Origin of the sequence: Streptomyces sp. NRRL F-2664, from assembly GCF_000719345.1 — a bacterium.
In the GTDB taxonomy this organism is placed as follows: domain Bacteria; phylum Actinomycetota; class Actinomycetes; order Streptomycetales; family Streptomycetaceae; genus Streptomyces.
On sequence record NZ_JOFX01000039.1, the window covers coordinates 105,277 to 122,585 of the forward strand.

The window sequence follows — 17,309 nt, forward strand, 5'->3', positions numbered from 1 at the left end:
TTCGCTTCTCCGGGCGAGCCCCGTGTGATCATCGTCGGTGTCGAGCCGTACAGTCGTACGGACGGCGGCGCGGGCGACATCGCCGGAGACCATGCGCCGCCACCGACACGGGGTGGGGAACGCATGAAGGCATACCGCAAGAAGACCGTCGCCGCCGTCGCGGCCGCCCTTCTGCTCACGGCCGGGGCCACGGCCTGCGAGAAGGGCGACGACGCCACGAAGGACACCGGGGCGCCCGCGCCGGCCGCGGCCGCGCAGAAGCCGGCGGAGGGTACGCCGGGCGAGGTGACGCCGGCCGCGTACCTGGAGAAGACGAAGAAGAAGTCCGAGGAGATCACCTCCCTGCGCTACACCCTCTCGGGCGACGCGGCGGGCAAGAGGATCAGCGGCGAGGCCGCCATGCGGCTCAAGCCCACCGTGGCCATGTCGATGACGATGGACTCGCCCGAAAAGCCCGGCGAGAAGGTGCAGATCCGCCTCCTCGACGGCGCCATGTACCTGGGCGCCGAGAGCAAGTGGCTGAAGTTCGACCTGAAGGCCCTGGCCCCGGAGCAGGCCAAGCAACTGGACTCGCTCGGGTCGGCCCAGCAGGGTCAGAACCCGGCCGACACGGTCGACGGCCTGAGCGCCGCCAAGGACCTCAAGAAGGTCGGCGACGAGACCATCGACGGCCGGAGGACGACGCACCTGAGCGGCACCGTCTCGGTCGACGAGCTGCGGTCGCGCAGCGCCGCCTCCACTCCGGAGGCCAAGGAGCGCCAGGAGAAGAACGTCGCGGCACTGGAGGCCCAGGGCATCAAGACCCTGACCATGGACCTCTGGATCGACGACAACGACCAGGCGAAGCAGGTCCGTACCCGGGGCACGGGCACGTCCGGCCCGATGGACATCACCATCAAGTTCCTGGACGTCAACAAGCCCGTCGAGGTCACCGCACCGCCGGCCGAGCAGGTCGTCGACCTCGCCGAGATGATGAAGGGCGCCGACGAGGGCTCCGCCTGATCCGCTGCCGCAGCACCGTACGACCGCAGCACCGTCGCGCTGCCGCTCCACGGCGGCGGCGCGGCGCGCAACAACCATTCACGGGGGAGAACCAGATGAACAGCGCTGTCCGGACCCGGACCGGCGTGGCGATGGCCGGTGCCGCACTTCTCGCGGGCGGCCTCACGGCCTGCGGCGGGGCCGACGGGGCCAAGGGGGCCGACGCGAAGGCGCACGACCCGGTGGAGGCCGTGAAGGCGTCCTACCTGAAGACGGTGGCCGCCAAGTTCGCCAAGGCGGAGCTGTCCACCGTCGACAAGGAGGGCAAGGTCAGCTCCCAGTCCGGTACGAAGGGCTGGTACCCGTCCGGCCACGACGTGGTCCTCAAGGGCGGCGGCGAGCCCGACAGCCGCTCGATCATGATGGGCGACACGGTCTACACCCAGCTGGACAAGCCCCTCAAGGGCAGGACCTGGATGCAGATGGACCTGTCCAAGGACGGCAAGCCGGGGGTCCGCCTGAACGAGGACCCCGCCGAGTACCTCGCCATGCTGCTCGGGCAGGAGAAGCTCACGCACGTCGGGGCCGAGCAGACCGACGGCATCGACGCCCAGCACTACAAAGGCAGCTTCACCAACGCGGACCTGCTCAAGGCGGACGAGTCCACCCGGGCCATGGAGGACAAGAACCGCCAGTACCTCCACGAGTCCGTGAAGCACATCACCGCCTTCGAGGTGGACCTCTGGATCGGCGCGGACGGCTACCCGGTGCGCGTCGACAGCTCCAGCACGGACGACAAGGGCACGTCGAAGACCACGGCGAAGTTCTCCGACTTCGGCAGGCCGGCCCCCGTCCAGCCCCCGCCCGCCGACCAGGTGGTCAGCTTCGACGCGGTGATGAAGGGCGTCGACGCCGACCTCGAACAGGCCGACAAGGACCTGGAAGAGGCCGACAAGACGCTGCGGGACGCCGGGCTGCCCGGGCTCCGCAGCTGACCGGCCGCTGACCGATTTGCCTCGACCGGAACGCTTCACGTAGTCTTCCCCGGAAGCCAAAGACCGCTGGTCGTTGCTGTGCCCCAGGGTGCGGTGGCCGAAGGATCCGCTTACTGCGGACGACCCGCGCAGGTGACTGTGGAATGCTCCCGGATTCGTTCCGGTCGAGCTACGCCCTGGCGCCTGCGCCGGGGCGTTTTGTATGTCAGCCCCTTCTGAGCGGTCCTCATCACCCGGAAGGAGGCGAACGCACCATGCCGACGCCCAACAAGGCTGCATCGGTGGCCGAGCTCACGGACGCGTTCCAGAGCTCCAACGCCGCCGTGCTGACCGAGTACCGGGGTCTCACCGTCGCGCAGCTCAAGACGCTGCGTCGCTCCCTCGGTGAGAACGCCCAGTACGCCGTGGTGAAGAACACGCTGACCAAGATTGCGGCCAACCAGGCCGGGATCACCGCGCTGGACGAGCACTTCGCTGGTCCGACTGCGGTCGCCTTCGTCACCGGTGACCCGGTGGAGTCGGCGAAGGCTCTGCGTGACTTCGCCAAGGAGAACCCGAACCTCATCATCAAGGCCGGTGTCCTTGACGGTAAGGCTCTCTCCGCCGACGACATCAAGAAGCTTGCGGACCTCGAGTCCCGCGAGGTTCTGCTCAGCAAGCTGGCCGGCGCGTTCAAGGGCAAGCAGTCGCAGGCTGCTCAGCTCTTCCAGGCGCTGCCGTCGAAGCTCGTCCGCACCGTGGACGCTCTTCGCGCCAAGCAGGCCGAGCAGGGCGGTGCCGAGTAATTCGGCTCGCGCATTGATCCGCGCCGCCTAGTGCGCGGGTCGTAGCGGGCCGTTACGCCCGCCTCTATAGACACATCGGCACCTGCCGAATTAGTGGAAGGATCGCCCATCATGGCGAAGCTCTCTCAGGACGACCTCCTCGCCCAGTTCGAGGAGATGACCCTCATCGAGCTCTCCGAGTTCGTGAAGGCCTTCGAGGAGAAGTTCGACGTCACCGCCGCCGCGGCCGTCGCCGTTGCCGCCCCGGGTGCCCCGGGCGCCCCGGTCGAGGCCGCTGAGGAGAAGGACGAGTTCGACGTCATCCTCGCCGGCGCCGGCGACAAGAAGATCCAGGTCATCAAGGTCGTGCGCGAGCTGACCTCCCTGGGCCTGAAGGAGGCCAAGGACCTCGTCGACGGTGCGCCGAAGCCCGTCCTCGAGAAGGTCAACAAGGAGGCCGCTGACAAGGCCGCCGAGGCCCTCAAGGGTGCCGGTGCCTCCGTCGAGGTCAAGTAACACCTCCGAGGCCGTCTGACGGCCTCCACAAGGGGCGATCACCCGTAAGGGTGGTCGCCCTTTGGCGTATTCGCAGTGCCTGACTTGCCCTGGTCTCGTTGGGGAGTAGGGTGATCATCGTTGCCCCGACGCAGGGTCCGGAGATGATCCGCTCGGAGCAGGGGGCCTTGACGAACGGGTCGCGGCGCGCAATTCTCAGACCCGTCGAGAGGTCGGCCATCCTCGATCAGAGATCCGAGGCATGGATCGACTACGAAGAGGGCAGTACTGATACGCGCTCTGTGTACGAGAGCCGCAGTGTTGGACGCAGGGTTGAACGACATGGGGAAGGGCCTGTTGCCGGTTTCCGGAGACCTGGTCTGGACATCAGTGAGCCGAGTGGCTACACTGACCCTTTGCGCTGCCTGTTAGCTGTCCCCTGCCCGTCGCCAGGGACATGCCCACGCTTGAGCACACTTGATTGATCTGCCCTGACCTGGCCTTTTGGGCCGGAATCGGGGGGCCTGTCTTCTGTGTCTGCTGGGACCGGTACGCGCGTAGTGAGTCCGAGCCCTCGGAAGGACCCCCTCTTGGCCGCCTCGCGCAACGCCTCGACCAATACGAACAACGGTGCCAGCACCGCCCCGCTGCGCATCTCCTTTGCAAAGATCAAGGAGCCGCTCGAGGTTCCGAACCTCCTGGCGCTGCAGACCGAGAGCTTTGACTGGCTGCTCGGCAACGCCGCCTGGAAGTCTCGCGTCGAGTCGGCGCTTGAGAGTGGACAGGACGTCCCCACCAAGTCCGGTCTGGAAGAGATCTTCGAGGAGATCTCGCCGATCGAGGACTTCTCCGGGTCGATGTCGCTGACCTTCCGCGACCACCGCTTCGAGCCGGCGAAGAACTCCGTCGACGAGTGCAAGGAGCGCGACTTCACGTACGCGGCTCCGCTGTTCGTCACGGCCGAGTTCACGAACAACGAGACCGGAGAGATCAAGTCTCAGACGGTCTTCATGGGCGACTTCCCGCTCATGACCAACAAGGGCACCTTCGTCATCAACGGCACCGAGCGTGTCGTCGTGTCGCAGCTTGTCCGCTCCCCCGGTGTCTACTTCGACTCCTCCATCGACAAGACGTCCGACAAGGACATCTTCTCCGCCAAGATCATCCCCTCCCGGGGTGCCTGGCTGGAGATGGAGATCGACAAGCGCGACATGGTCGGTGTCCGCATCGACCGCAAGCGCAAGCAGTCCGTCACCGTCCTCCTGAAGGCTCTCGGCTGGACCACCGAGCAGATCCTCGAGGAGTTCGGCGAGTACGAGTCCATGCGCGCCACCCTGGAGAAGGACCACACCCAGGGCCAGGACGACGCGCTGCTCGACATCTACCGCAAGCTGCGCCCGGGCGAGCCGCCGACCCGTGAGGCCGCTCAGACGCTGCTGGAGAACCTCTACTTCAACCCCAAGCGCTACGACCTCGCCAAGGTCGGCCGCTACAAGGTGAACAAGAAGCTCGGCGCCGACGAGCCGCTCGACGCCGGTGTGCTCACCACCGACGACGTCATCGCCACGATCAAGTACCTGGTCAAGCTGCACGCCGGCGAGACCGAGACGATCGGCGAGTCCGGCCGCTCCATCGTGGTCGAGACCGACGACATCGACCACTTCGGCAACCGTCGTCTGCGCAACGTCGGCGAGCTCATCCAGAACCAGGTCCGCACGGGTCTGGCTCGTATGGAGCGCGTCGTGCGCGAGCGCATGACCACCCAGGACGTCGAGGCGATCACGCCGCAGACCCTGATCAACATCCGGCCGGTCGTCGCCTCCATCAAGGAGTTCTTCGGCACCAGCCAGCTGTCGCAGTTCATGGACCAGAACAACCCGCTCTCGGGCCTGACCCACAAGCGCCGCCTGTCGGCGCTGGGCCCCGGCGGTCTGTCCCGTGAGCGGGCCGGCTTCGAGGTCCGAGACGTCCACCCGTCGCACTACGGCCGCATGTGCCCGATCGAGACCCCCGAAGGCCCGAACATCGGTCTGATCGGCTCGCTCGCCTCCTACGGCCGCGTCAACGCGTTCGGTTTCGTCGAGACCCCGTACCGCAAGGTCATCGACGGCGTCGTCACCGACGAGGTCGACTACCTCACGGCCGACGAGGAAGACCGCTTCGTCATCGCGCAGGCCAACGCGGCCCTGTCCGAGGACATGCGCTTCACCGAGAACCGCGTCCTGGTCCGCCGCCGTGGCGGCGAGATCGACTACATCGCCGGCGGCGACGTCGACTACATGGACGTCTCCCCGCGCCAGATGGTGTCCGTCGCGACCGCGATGATCCCCTTCCTGGAGCACGACGACGCCAACCGTGCCCTCATGGGCGCGAACATGATGCGCCAGGCCGTTCCGCTCATCAAGGCGGAGGCCCCGCTCGTCGGCACCGGCATGGAGTACCGCTGTGCGGTCGACGCCGGTGACTCGATCCGTGCGGAGAAGGACGGTGTCGTCCAGGAGGTCTCGGCCGACTACATCACCGTCGCCAACGACGACGGCACGTACACCACGTACCGCGTCGCGAAGTTCTCCCGGTCGAACCAGGGCACCTCGGTCAACCAGAAGGTCATCGTCAACGAGGGTGACCGGATCGTCGAGTCCCAGGTCCTCGCCGACGGACCGGCGACCGAAGAGGGCGAGATGGCCCTCGGCAAGAACCTGCTCGTCGCGTTCATGCCGTGGGAAGGCCACAACTACGAGGACGCGATCATCCTGTCGCAGCGCCTCGTGCAGGACGACGTCCTCTCCTCGATCCACATCGAGGAGCACGAGGTCGACGCCCGTGACACCAAGCTCGGCCCCGAGGAGATCACCCGGGACATCCCGAACGTCTCCGAGGAGGTCCTCGCGGACCTCGACGAGCGCGGCATCATCCGCATCGGTGCGGACGTCGTCGCCGGCGACATCCTGGTCGGCAAGGTCACGCCCAAGGGTGAGACCGAGCTGACCCCGGAGGAGCGCCTGCTCCGCGCGATCTTCGGTGAGAAGGCCCGCGAGGTGCGTGACACCTCGCTCAAGGTCCCCCACGGTGAGATCGGCAAGGTCATCGGCGTCCGCGTCTTCGACCGCGAGGAGGGCGACGAGCTTCCCCCGGGCGTGAACCAGCTGGTCCGCGTCTACGTCGCCCAGAAGCGCAAGATCACCGACGGTGACAAGCTCGCCGGCCGCCACGGCAACAAGGGCGTCATCTCCAAGATCCTCCCGATCGAGGACATGCCGTTCCTGGAGGACGGCACCCCGGTCGACATCATCCTGAACCCGCTGGGTGTCCCGTCCCGAATGAACCCGGGGCAGGTCCTGGAGATCCACCTCGGCTGGCTCGCCAGCCGCGGCTGGGACGTCTCCGGTCTGGGTGAGGAGTGGGCCGAGCGACTGAAGGCCATCGGCGCCGACCGCGTCGAGCCCGGCACCAACGTCGCCACCCCCGTGTTCGACGGCGCCCGCGAGGACGAGCTCGCCGGCCTGTTCGAGCACACCATCCCGAACCGCGACGGTGACCGCCTGGTCCTCCCGTCCGGCAAGGCGCGCCTGTTCGACGGCCGCTCCGGCGAGCCGTTCCCGGACCCGATCTCGGTCGGGTACATGTACATCCTCAAGCTCCACCACCTGGTCGACGACAAGCTCCACGCCCGTTCGACCGGTCCGTACTCGATGATCACGCAGCAGCCGCTGGGTGGTAAGGCACAGTTCGGTGGCCAGCGATTCGGTGAGATGGAGGTGTGGGCGCTCGAGGCTTACGGCGCCGCCTACGCCCTCCAGGAGCTGCTGACCATCAAGTCCGACGACGTCACCGGCCGCGTGAAGGTCTACGAGGCCATCGTCAAGGGCGAGAACATCCCCGAGCCGGGCATTCCCGAGTCCTTCAAGGTGCTCATCAAGGAAATGCAGTCGCTCTGCCTCAACGTGGAGGTGCTGTCCTCGGACGGCATGTCCATCGAGATGCGCGACACCGACGAGGACGTCTTCCGCGCGGCGGAGGAGCTCGGTATCGACCTGTCCCGGCGCGAGCCGAGCAGCGTCGAAGAGGTCTGACGGGCCTGACGGGGGGCTCACGAACAGAGCCCCCCGTCATCCCCGGGACCGTTCAGACCACTGATCAAGAGACACGACCCCGAAAGAGGGATTGACGCACAGTGCTCGACGTCAACTTCTTCGACGAGCTGCGGATCGGCCTTGCCACCGCGGACGACATCCGAACCTGGTCGCACGGCGAGGTAAAGAAGCCGGAGACCATCAACTACCGCACCCTGAAGCCCGAGAAGGACGGACTCTTCTGCGAGAAGATCTTCGGTCCGACCCGGGACTGGGAGTGCTACTGCGGCAAGTACAAGCGTGTCCGCTTCAAGGGCATCATCTGTGAGCGCTGTGGCGTCGAGGTCACGCGCGCCAAGGTGCGCCGTGAGCGGATGGGCCACATCGAGCTTGCCGCCCCCGTGACCCACATCTGGTACTTCAAGGGCGTCCCGTCGCGCCTGGGCTACCTGCTGGACCTCGCGCCGAAGGACCTCGAGAAGGTCATCTACTTCGCCGCGTACATGATCACGTTCGTCGACGACGAGCGCCGCCAGCGCGACCTGCCGTCGCTGGAGGCCCACGTCTCCGTCGAGCGCCAGCAGATCGAGAACCGCCGCGACGCCGACCTCGAAGGCCGTGCCAAGAAGCTCGAGTCCGACCTGGCCGAGCTCGAGGCCGAGGGCGCCAAGGCCGACGTGCGCCGCAAGGTGCGCGAGGGCGCCGAGCGCGAGATGAAGCAGCTCCGTGACCGCGCCCAGCGCGAGATCGACCGCCTCGACGAGGTGTGGGCCCGCTTCAAGAACCTCAAGGTCCAGGACCTGGAGGGCGACGAGCTGCTCTACCGCGAGCTGCGCGACCGCTTCGGCACGTACTTCGACGGCTGCATGGGCGCCGCCGCGCTGCAGAAGCGCCTGGAGTCCTTCGACCTCGAGGAGGAGGCCGAGCGCCTCCGCGAGATCATCCGCACCGGCAAGGGCCAGAAGAAGACCCGTGCGCTCAAGCGCCTCAAGGTCGTCTCCGCGTTCCTGCAGACCAGCAACAAGCCCAAGGGCATGGTGCTCGACTGCGTGCCGGTCATCCCGCCGGACCTGCGTCCGATGGTGCAGCTGGACGGTGGCCGCTTCGCGACCTCCGACCTGAACGACCTGTACCGCCGCGTGATCAACCGCAACAACCGCCTGAAGCGCCTTCTCGACCTCGGTGCGCCCGAGATCATCGTGAACAACGAGAAGCGCATGCTCCAGGAGGCCGTGGACGCGCTCTTCGACAACGGTCGTCGCGGCCGCCCGGTGACGGGCCCCGGCAACCGCCCGCTGAAGTCCCTCAGCGACATGCTGAAGGGCAAGCAGGGTCGATTCCGTCAGAACCTTCTCGGCAAGCGCGTGGACTACTCCGCGCGTTCCGTGATCGTCGTCGGTCCGCAGCTGAAGCTGCACCAGTGCGGCCTGCCCAAGGCCATGGCGCTGGAGCTCTTCAAGCCGTTCGTGATGAAGCGCCTGGTCGACCTGAACCACGCGCAGAACATCAAGTCGGCCAAGCGCATGGTCGAGCGCGGCCGCACGGTCGTCTACGACGTGCTCGAAGAGGTCATCGCCGAGCACCCGGTGCTGCTGAACCGTGCGCCCACGCTGCACCGCCTCGGCATCCAGGCCTTCGAGCCCCAGCTGGTCGAAGGCAAGGCCATCCAGATCCACCCGCTCGTCTGCACCGCGTTCAACGCGGACTTCGACGGTGACCAGATGGCCGTGCACCTCCCGCTCTCCGCGGAGGCGCAGGCCGAGGCCCGCATCCTGATGCTGTCCTCGAACAACATCCTGAAGCCGGCCGACGGCCGTCCGGTCACGATGCCGACCCAGGACATGGTCCTCGGTCTGTTCTTCCTGACCACCGACGGTGACCTCCGTGACACCAAGGGCGAGGGCCGCGCGTTCGGCTCGACAGCCGAGGCGACCATGGCGTTCGACGCCGGCGAGCTCGCGCTGCAGTCGTCCGTCGACATCCGCTTCCCGGTGGGCACCATCCCGCCGCGCGGCTGGGTGCCGCCGGTCGCCGAGGAGGGCGAGCAGGAGTTCCAGCCGGGCGACAGCTTCCGCCTGCGCACCACCCTGGGCCGCGCGCTCTTCAACGAGCTGCTGCCCGAGGACTACCCGTTCGTCGACTACTCGGTGGGCAAGAAGCAGCTCTCCGAGATCGTCAACGACCTGGCGGAGCGCTACCCCAAGGTCATCGTGGCGGCGACGCTCGACAACCTGAAGGCGGCCGGCTTCCACTGGGCGACCCGTTCGGGCGTCACCGTGGCCATCTCCGACGTCGTCGTGCCCGAGGCCAAGAAGACCATCGTCGCGGGCTACGAGGCGCAGGACGAGAAGGTCCAGAAGCAGTACGAGCGCGGTCTGATCACCAAGGACGAGCGCACGCAGGAACTCATCGCGATCTGGACCAAGGCGACCAACGAGGTTGCCGAGGCGATGAACGCGAACTTCCCCAAGACGAACCCCATCTTCATGATGGTTGACTCGGGTGCCCGAGGAAACATGATGCAGATGCGGCAGATCGCCGGTATGCGTGGTCTGGTGTCGAACGCGAAGAACGAGACCATCCCGCGTCCGATCAAGGCGTCCTTCCGTGAGGGCCTCACCGTTCTGGAGTACTTCATCTCCACGCACGGTGCCCGTAAGGGTCTGGCGGACACCGCCCTGCGTACCGCCGACTCGGGTTACCTGACCCGTCGTCTGGTGGACGTCTCGCAGGACGTGATCATCCGCGAGGAGGACTGCGGCACCGAGCGCGGCCTGAAGCTGAAGATCGCCGTCCGCGGCGAGGACGGCGTGCTGCGCAAGGCCGACGACGTCGAGACCTCGGTCTACGCCCGCATGCTGGCCGAGGACGTCGTCATCGACGGCAAGGTCATCGCGCCGGCCAACGTCGACCTCGGTGACGTCCTGATCGACGCCCTGGTCGCCAACGGCGTCGAGGAGGTCAAGACCCGCTCGGTCCTGACCTGCGAGTCCGCGGTCGGCACCTGTGCCTTCTGCTACGGACGCTCCCTCGCCACCGGCAAGCTGGTCGACATCGGTGAGGCGGTCGGCATCATCGCCGCCCAGTCCATCGGTGAGCCCGGTACCCAGCTGACGATGCGTACCTTCCACACCGGTGGTGTGGCCGGTGACGACATCACGCAGGGTCTGCCGCGTGTCGTCGAGCTCTTCGAGGCCCGTACCCCGAAGGGTGTCGCCCCGATCTCCGAGGCCGCCGGCCGCGTGCGGATCGAGGAGACGGAGAAGACGAAGAAGATCGTCATCACGCCCGACGACGGCAGCGACGAGACGGCGTTCCCGATCTCGAAGCGCGCCAAGGTCATCGTGCACGAGGGCGACCACGTCGAGGTGGGCCAGAAGCTCACCATGGGTGCCACCAACCCGCACGACGTGCTGCGCATCCTCGGCCAGCGTGCCGTCCAGGTCCACCTGGTCGGCGAGGTCCAGAAGGTCTACAACTCGCAGGGCGTGTCGATCCACGACAAGCACATCGAGATCATCATCCGGCAGATGCTGCGCCGCGTGACGATCATCGAGTCCGGCGATGCGGAGCTCCTGCCGGGCGAGCTGGTCGAGCGGTCGAAGTTCGAGACCGAGAACCGTCGTGTGGTCACCGAGGGCGGTCACCCCGCCTCCGGCCGTCCGCAGCTGATGGGTATCACCAAGGCCTCGCTCGCGACCGAGTCGTGGCTGTCGGCGGCGTCCTTCCAGGAGACGACCAGGGTCCTGACGGACGCGGCGATCAACGCCAAGTCCGACTCCCTGATCGGCCTCAAGGAGAACGTCATCATCGGTAAGCTCATCCCGGCCGGTACGGGCCTCGCCCGCTACCGCAACATCCGGGTGGAGCCCACCGAGGAGGCGAAGGCCGCGATGTACTCGGCCGTCGGTTACGACGACATCGACTACTCGCCCTTCGGCACCGGCTCCGGCCAGGCGGTCCCGCTGGAGGACTACGACTACGGCCCGTACAACGGCTGACAGCTCGTATGAAGAGGCCCCCGCTGCTCCGAGAGGAGCGGCGGGGGCCTCTTCGTATGCCGTCCTCCCCGCGGGCGTGAGCCCGGGGGAGGACGGCCGGTCAGCGGTGGCGGCGCAGGCGGGCGGCCGTCGGGACGGCGGCGAGGACGAGGAGGGCCAGTGCGCCGCCGGCCAGGCCTGCGGTGAGTCCCTCCGGGGTGAAGGTGCAGGAGAAGCGGGTCGTGCCGGCGGGGAGGTCCACGGCCAGGAGGCCGTGGAAGGGCGTGACCGGGGCGGAGCAGCTCCAGCCCGGGACGGCCGTGGTGGCGACGACCGCCGTGCCGCGGGTGCCCGGCGGGAGAGTGGCCCCGATCGAGTGACCGCCGACCTCGACCGCGGTGGCCCCGGTGGCCTTCAGGCGGTCGACGGCCGCCCCCAGGGCCGCGCGGTCCAGGCAGCCCAGCGGGTGGGCGCCCGCGTCGGCGTCCTGTGCACGGCTCTGCACCGTGACGGCGAGCGTGCCCGACGCGGGGACGGGGCCGAGCGGGACCACTCCGGTCCTCCGGCCCTCCAGCGGCTTCTCGGTTCCTGCGGTGCGCAGGGTGCCGTCGACACCGGGGGAGTACCAGTAGGCCTCCGAGCCCGGCCGGCAGCGGGCCGCGTACGTCCGGTCCCCGGAGCTGCCGCCGGGGGTGACCGCGGGGACCTCGTAGACGGTGGCGCCCAGGACGCTCTCCTGGCGGGCGTAGACGCTGTCCGCGGGGTGGGGGGAGGTGTACGGGGCGGTGCGGACGGTGACCAGCGGGGGAGCCGGGAACCGCTCGGCCGTCCAGCTGTTCGGGGCGGCCCCCGGCCGCACCCGGGCGCCGATCGAGAAGATCGCGTCGAGCACCGGGTTGTCGGCGCCGAAGAAGGTCCGGCCGTCGTTCTTGAAGCCGTAGCCGAGGGGCTCCAGCGCCTTGTACGTGGCTTCGGGGAGGTAGCTGCTGTAGTACTGCGGGCCCTCCGCGCGCAGCGCCAGGGCGTCGTTGTAGGCGGTCTGCGGCGCGCCCGAGTCGGTGCGGTGGGCGGGCCAGTCCCCGGCGCCGAGAACGGCCTCGAAGTGCCGGGAAATCGACTCGTTCGAGGTGGGCACGGGTTTCGCCCAGCGCTCCCGGGCCCGCCGGGCGTCGGCGCCGGCCGCCGCCGCGGTGGACTCGGCCAGGACGACTGCGGTCATCAGCACGGCGGCCACCGGGACCAGGAAGCGGCGCTTCTCGCCGAGCCGCAGCAGCACCAGAGCCAGGAGGGAGACGCTCCCGCCGCCGAGCACCGCGGGCCAGGTCCAGCCGCCGAAGTCGTCGGTGCGGCGGAGCACGAAGGCGGCCGCGACCAGCACGCCCGCCATCAGGGCGAGATGCCGCGGGCGGGGCCGGTTGGCCAGCGCCAGCCAGGCCAGGACGACCACCATCCCGCTGAAGACGAAGGTCTCCCGGTACGGGTTGCCGTTGGGCACCGCCAGGCCGTGCCACACGTACTGCGTGGGCGGGAACTGGAAGGAGGCGAGGACCAGCGCGGTGGCGGCCGCCCACACCAGGCGGGTCCGGCGGGCGACGGCGGTGTTGAGGAGGAAGGAGCCGGCCAGGATCAGGCCGAGCGAGGCCACGTAGAGCCGGGGGCGGCCGCCCCACAGGTGGGTGGCGGGCAGCATGCCGGCGAAGAAGACCTCGATGCGCACGGGGTCGAAGGCGGCGGCCCTGGTGGGCTGGGCGGCCCCGCTGGACAGGAACGAGGGCAGCAGCAGGGGCAGGGTGAGCAGGATGCCGGTGCCGGCGGCCGTGGCGGCCCGCCCCAGGGCGAGGAGCCGCTCGCGGGCCGTGGTGTCGCGGGTGGCGAGACGGATCGCCAGCAGGACGCAGGCGGCCATCGTGGCCATCATCGCGGTGTAGAAGTTCCCGAACCAGGCGAGCGAGACCAGCAGGGCCGCACCCGGCCAGCGACGCCCCTCCAGGCACCACTCGACGGCGATGCCGAGCAGGGGGAGGGCGACCAGGCCCCAGAGCCACATCGGGATGTACGAGGCGTCGCTGAGCGCCCACCCGCACAGGCCGTACGTCGCCCCGAGCACGCCCCGCTGCCACCAGGGCCCGGCGTGCAGTTTGCCGAGGTAGACCGTCATCACGGCGGCCGCGGCCCCCATGGTGACCGGGGTGACGGCGAAGACGGCGAGGTCCACGTGGGCGCGGGGGACCAGGACGGCCATCCAGGAGAAAGGATTGCCGAGGTAGGTGTGGTAGTCGGACAGGAACTGCTGTCCGAATCCGCCCCGCCAGCTGAAGAGCAGGTCCCCGGCGGCCTGCCCGTGGGCCAGGTCCCACAGGGCCCGGTGGAAGGGCACGTACTGGTTGGCCTGGTCGTTGAGGGCCCGCCCGGTGTTGCCGAAGGGGAAGGTGCCGCGGGCGGCCCAGGCGGCGGTGAAGGCGGTCGCGGTCAGGAGGAAGGCCAGCAGGGGTCCGCGCAGGCGGGCGGACCGGCGGACAGATCTGCGAACGGATCTGCGGACGGCCGACCCGGGGCGTTCCGGGGCGGAGGGCCGGGCGTCGAGGGCGGTCGGCTCGGGTGCCACGGTCCCCAATGTGCTGCTCCCTGCTGATCGGCTCGCGGGCGCCCGGCGTCCGGGCAAAGCGTCAGTTTAGGGCGGCGGCGAGCGGTGTCGGGCCGAACGGCCCTCTACCGCTTGCGCGCGGCGGGTTTTCGTGCTGGGCATTTGTTTTGACCTACCTCTGTGAGGTAGGTACGCTCTGACCTTGTGCCTGGGGTGTGCCCTGGGCTCCCGCGTGCGCTCAAGACCCGCGGTGAGCCGAGAAGACCACACCGCGATCCGTGCCCCTCTCACCTCGGTGGAAGTGTGCAGGGTCCGACACACCCGACCGCGTGGGTCGGCAAAGTTCCAGGTTAGCTTCACTACACGGCACACAGAAACCGGAGAAGTAGTGCCTACGATCCAGCAGCTGGTCCGCAAGGGCCGGCAGGACAAGGTCGAGAAGACAAAGACTCCCGCGCTCGAGGCCTCGCCCCAGCGTCGCGGCGTCTGCACGCGTGTGTTCACGACCACCCCGAAGAAGCCGAACTCGGCGCTCCGTAAGGTCGCGCGTGTGCGTCTGACCTCCGGCATCGAGGTCACCGCTTACATTCCGGGTGAGGGACACAACCTGCAGGAGCACTCGATCGTGCTCGTGCGTGGTGGCCGTGTGAAGGACCTGCCGGGTGTTCGTTACAAGATCATCCGCGGTGCGCTTGACACCCAGGCTGTCAAGAACCGCAAGCAGGCCCGCAGCCGCTACGGCGCCAAGAAGGAGAAGTAAGAATGCCTCGTAAGGGCCCCGCCCCGAAGCGCCCGGTCATCATCGACCCGGTCTACGCCTCTCCTCTGGTGACCTCGCTCATCAACAAGATCCTCCTGAACGGCAAGCGCTCCACCGCCGAGCGCATCGTCTACGGCGCCATGGAAGGCCTCCGCGAGAAGACCGGCAACGACCCGGTCATCACGCTGAAGCGCGCGCTGGAGAACGTCAAGCCGTCCCTCGAGGTCAAGTCCCGCCGTGTCGGTGGCGCGACCTACCAGGTCCCCGTCGAGGTCAAGCCGGGTCGCCAGTCGACCCTGGCGCTCCGCTGGCTCGTGGGTTACTCCCGCGCCCGCCGTGAGAAGACCATGACCGAGCGCCTCATGAACGAGCTGCTCGACGCCTCCAACGGTCTTGGCGCTGCCGTCAAGAAGCGCGAGGACACGCACAAGATGGCCGAGTCCAACAAGGCCTTCGCGCACTACCGCTGGTAGTCCCACCCCACATCGAGACCGAGAGAAGACCGAAGCCTTATGGCTACCACTTCGCTTGACCTGGCCAAGGTGCGCAACATCGGCATCATGGCCCACATCGACGCGGGCAAGACGACCACCACCGAGCGCATCCTGTTCTACACCGGTGTGTCGTACAAGATCGGTGAGGTCCACGACGGCGCCGCCACGATGGACTGGATGGAGCAGGAGCAGGAGCGCGGCATCACGATCACGTCCGCCGCGACGACCTGCCACTGGCCGCTCGAGGACGTCGACCACACCATCAACATCATCGACACCCCGGGCCACGTCGACTTCACCGTCGAGGTGGAGCGTTCGCTCCGCGTGCTCGACGGTGCCGTCACCGTGTTCGACGGTGTCGCCGGTGTGGAGCCGCAGTCCGAGACCGTTTGGCGTCAGGCGGACCGCTACGGCGTCCCGCGCATCTGCTTCGTCAACAAGCTCGACCGTACCGGTGCCGAGTTCCACCGCTGCGTCGACATGATCAAGGACCGCCTCGGCGCCGTCCCGATCGTCATGCAGCTCCCCATCGGTGCCGAGGCCGACTTCCAGGGTGTCGTCGACCTGGTTCGCATGAAGGCGCTCGTCTGGTCCGCCGAGGCCACCAAGGGCGAGATGTACGACATCGTCGACATCCCGGCCAGCCACACCGAGGCCGCTGAAGAGTGGCGCGGCAAGCTGGTCGAGACCGTCGCCGAGAACGACGACGAGATCATGGAGCTCTTCCTCAACGGCGACGAGCCGACCGAGGAGCAGCTGCACGCCGCCGTCCGTCGCATCATCCTCGGCTCCGGCAAGGGCAAGGGCGAGCCCACGATCACCGCGGTGTTCTGTGGCACGGCGTTCAAGAACAAGGGCGTCCAGCCCCTGCTCGACGCCGTCGTCCGCTACCTGCCGTCGCCGCTGGACATCGAGGCCATCGAGGGCCACGACGTCCGCGACGCCGACACGGTCGTGAAGCGCAAGCCGTCGGACGAGGAGCCCCTCGCCGCGCTCGCGTTCAAGATCATGAGCGACCCGCACCTCGGCAAGCTCACCTTCGTCCGGGTTTACTCGGGCCGCCTGGAGGCCGGCACCGCGGTGCTGAACTCCGTCAAGGGCAAGAAGGAGCGCATCGGCAAGATCTACCGCATGCACGCGAACAAGCGTGAGGAGATCGACTCGGTGGGCGCCGGCGACATCGTCGCCGTGATGGGCCTGAAGCAGACCACCACCGGTGAGACGCTGTGCGACGACAAGCAGCCCGTGATCCTGGAGTCCATGGACTTCCCGGCTCCGGTCATCCAGGTCGCCATCGAGCCCAAGTCCAAGGGTGACCAGGAGAAGCTGGGTGTCGCCATCCAGCGTCTCGCGGAGGAGGACCCCTCCTTCCACGTTCACTCGGACGAGGAGACGGGCCAGACCATCCTCGGCGGTATGGGCGAGCTGCACCTCGAGGTGCTGGTCGACCGTATGAAGCGCGAGTTCAAGGTCGAGGCCAACGTCGGCAAGCCGCAGGTCGCGTACCGTGAGACGATCCGCAAGGCCGTCGAGCGCCACGACTACACCCACAAGAAGCAGACCGGTGGTACCGGTCAGTTCGCCAAGGTGCAGATCGCGATCGAGCCCATCACCGAGGCCGACGGCCCGGCGTACGAGTTCGTGAACAAGGTCACCGGCGGTCGTGTGCCGAAGGAGTACATCCCTTCGGTGGACGCGGGTGCGCAGGAGGCCATGCAGTTCGGCATCCTGGCCGGCTACGAGATGACGGGCGTCCGCGTCACGCTTCTCGACGGTGGCTACCACGAGGTCGACTCCTCCGAGCTCGCCTTCAAGATCGCCGGTTCGCAGGCCTTCAAGGAGGCCGCGCGCAAGGCTTCGCCCGTGCTCCTCGAGCCGATGATGGCCGTCGAGGTCACCACGCCGGAGGAGTCCATGGGTGACGTCATCGGCGACATCAACTCCCGCCGTGGCCAGATCCAGGCCATGGAGGACCGTCACGGAGCCAAGATCGTCAAGGGCCTCGTGCCCCTGTCGGAGATGTTCGGCTACGTCGGCGACCTCCGCAGCAAGACCTCGGGTCGCGCCAGCTACTCGATGCAGTTCGACTCCTACGCCGAGGTTCCCCGGAACGTCGCCGAGGAGATCATCGCGAAGGCCAAGGGCGAGTAACTCTTCGGAGTACACGCTTTAGGCTTGTCACC

10 protein-coding genes are annotated in these 17,309 nt (G+C 67.9%); 9 read left to right on the forward strand and 1 reads right to left on the reverse strand.

The window, feature by feature from the left end:
• Window positions 1-123: 123 nt before the first annotated feature.
• From IF89_RS0127775 to IF89_RS0127800, 6 genes are all read left to right on the forward strand, one after another.
• Window positions 124-1,002 (forward strand): LppX_LprAFG lipoprotein, encoded by an 879-nt coding sequence (locus IF89_RS0127775; RefSeq protein ID WP_030773776.1) that lies wholly within the window; start codon window positions 124-126, stop codon window positions 1,000-1,002.
• A 95-nt stretch (window positions 1,003-1,097) separates the two neighbouring features.
• Entirely contained in the window at window positions 1,098-1,976 is an 879-nt protein-coding gene (locus tag IF89_RS0127780; RefSeq protein WP_030773780.1) for a hypothetical protein, read from the forward strand.
• A 254-nt stretch (window positions 1,977-2,230) separates the two neighbouring features.
• Window positions 2,231-2,761, forward strand: coding sequence for a 50S ribosomal protein L10 (gene rplJ, locus IF89_RS0127785; protein WP_030773782.1), 531 nt, complete (start codon window positions 2,231-2,233; stop codon window positions 2,759-2,761).
• Window positions 2,762-2,872: 111 nt separating this feature from the next.
• Window positions 2,873-3,256 carry a 50S ribosomal protein L7/L12 gene (rplL, locus tag IF89_RS0127790; RefSeq protein ID WP_030773785.1) on the forward strand — a complete coding sequence of 128 codons (384 nt, stop codon included), beginning with the start codon at window positions 2,873-2,875 and terminating at the stop codon, window positions 3,254-3,256.
• A 569-nt stretch (window positions 3,257-3,825) separates the two neighbouring features.
• Window positions 3,826-7,308, forward strand: a complete 3,483-nt coding sequence (gene rpoB / locus IF89_RS0127795; RefSeq protein ID WP_030026653.1) for a DNA-directed RNA polymerase subunit beta — start codon at window positions 3,826-3,828, stop codon at window positions 7,306-7,308.
• A gap of 101 nt (window positions 7,309-7,409) precedes the next feature.
• A complete protein-coding gene (locus tag IF89_RS0127800; protein WP_030773790.1) occupies window positions 7,410-11,309 on the forward strand; it encodes a DNA-directed RNA polymerase subunit beta' in 3,900 nt (1,299 codons plus the stop codon).
• Between the two features lie 100 nt (window positions 11,310-11,409).
• Here the strand turns inward: IF89_RS0127800 and IF89_RS0127805 are convergent, their stop codons facing one another.
• The gene (locus IF89_RS0127805; protein WP_234327889.1) at window positions 11,410-13,893 is read right to left on the reverse strand and encodes a YfhO family protein; all 2,484 of its coding nucleotides are present in this window, start codon (window positions 13,891-13,893) and stop codon (window positions 11,410-11,412) included.
• Between the two features lie 367 nt (window positions 13,894-14,260).
• On the opposite strand from IF89_RS0127805, the gene rpsL reads away from it, so the two are divergent.
• The 3 genes from rpsL to fusA are packed head-to-tail and all read left to right on the forward strand — an operon-like array spanning window position 14,261 to window position 17,277.
• The gene (gene rpsL / locus IF89_RS0127810) at window positions 14,261-14,632 is read left to right on the forward strand and encodes a 30S ribosomal protein S12 (protein WP_007265893.1); all 372 of its coding nucleotides are present in this window, start codon (window positions 14,261-14,263) and stop codon (window positions 14,630-14,632) included.
• A gap of 2 nt (window positions 14,633-14,634) precedes the next feature.
• Window positions 14,635-15,105 (forward strand): 30S ribosomal protein S7, encoded by a 471-nt coding sequence (gene rpsG / locus IF89_RS0127815; protein WP_007265894.1) that lies wholly within the window; start codon window positions 14,635-14,637, stop codon window positions 15,103-15,105.
• Window positions 15,106-15,144: 39 nt separating this feature from the next.
• Window positions 15,145-17,277 carry an elongation factor G gene (fusA, locus tag IF89_RS0127820; RefSeq protein ID WP_030773796.1) on the forward strand — a complete coding sequence of 711 codons (2,133 nt, stop codon included), beginning with the start codon at window positions 15,145-15,147 and terminating at the stop codon, window positions 17,275-17,277.
• Window positions 17,278-17,309: the final 32 nt, after the last annotated feature.

Coding starts and splice junctions, on each gene's coding strand:
- IF89_RS0127775 (WP_030773776.1), top strand. CDS start 124: ATGAAGGCATACCGCAAGAAGACCGTCGCCGCCGTCGCGGCCGCCCTT.
- IF89_RS0127780 (WP_030773780.1), top strand. CDS start 1,098: ATGAACAGCGCTGTCCGGACCCGGACCGGCGTGGCGATGGCCGGTGCC.
- rplJ (WP_030773782.1), top strand. CDS start 2,231: ATGCCGACGCCCAACAAGGCTGCATCGGTGGCCGAGCTCACGGACGCG.
- rplL (WP_030773785.1), top strand. CDS start 2,873: ATGGCGAAGCTCTCTCAGGACGACCTCCTCGCCCAGTTCGAGGAGATG.
- rpsG (WP_007265894.1), top strand. CDS start 14,635: ATGCCTCGTAAGGGCCCCGCCCCGAAGCGCCCGGTCATCATCGACCCG.
- fusA (WP_030773796.1), top strand. CDS start 15,145: ATGGCTACCACTTCGCTTGACCTGGCCAAGGTGCGCAACATCGGCATC.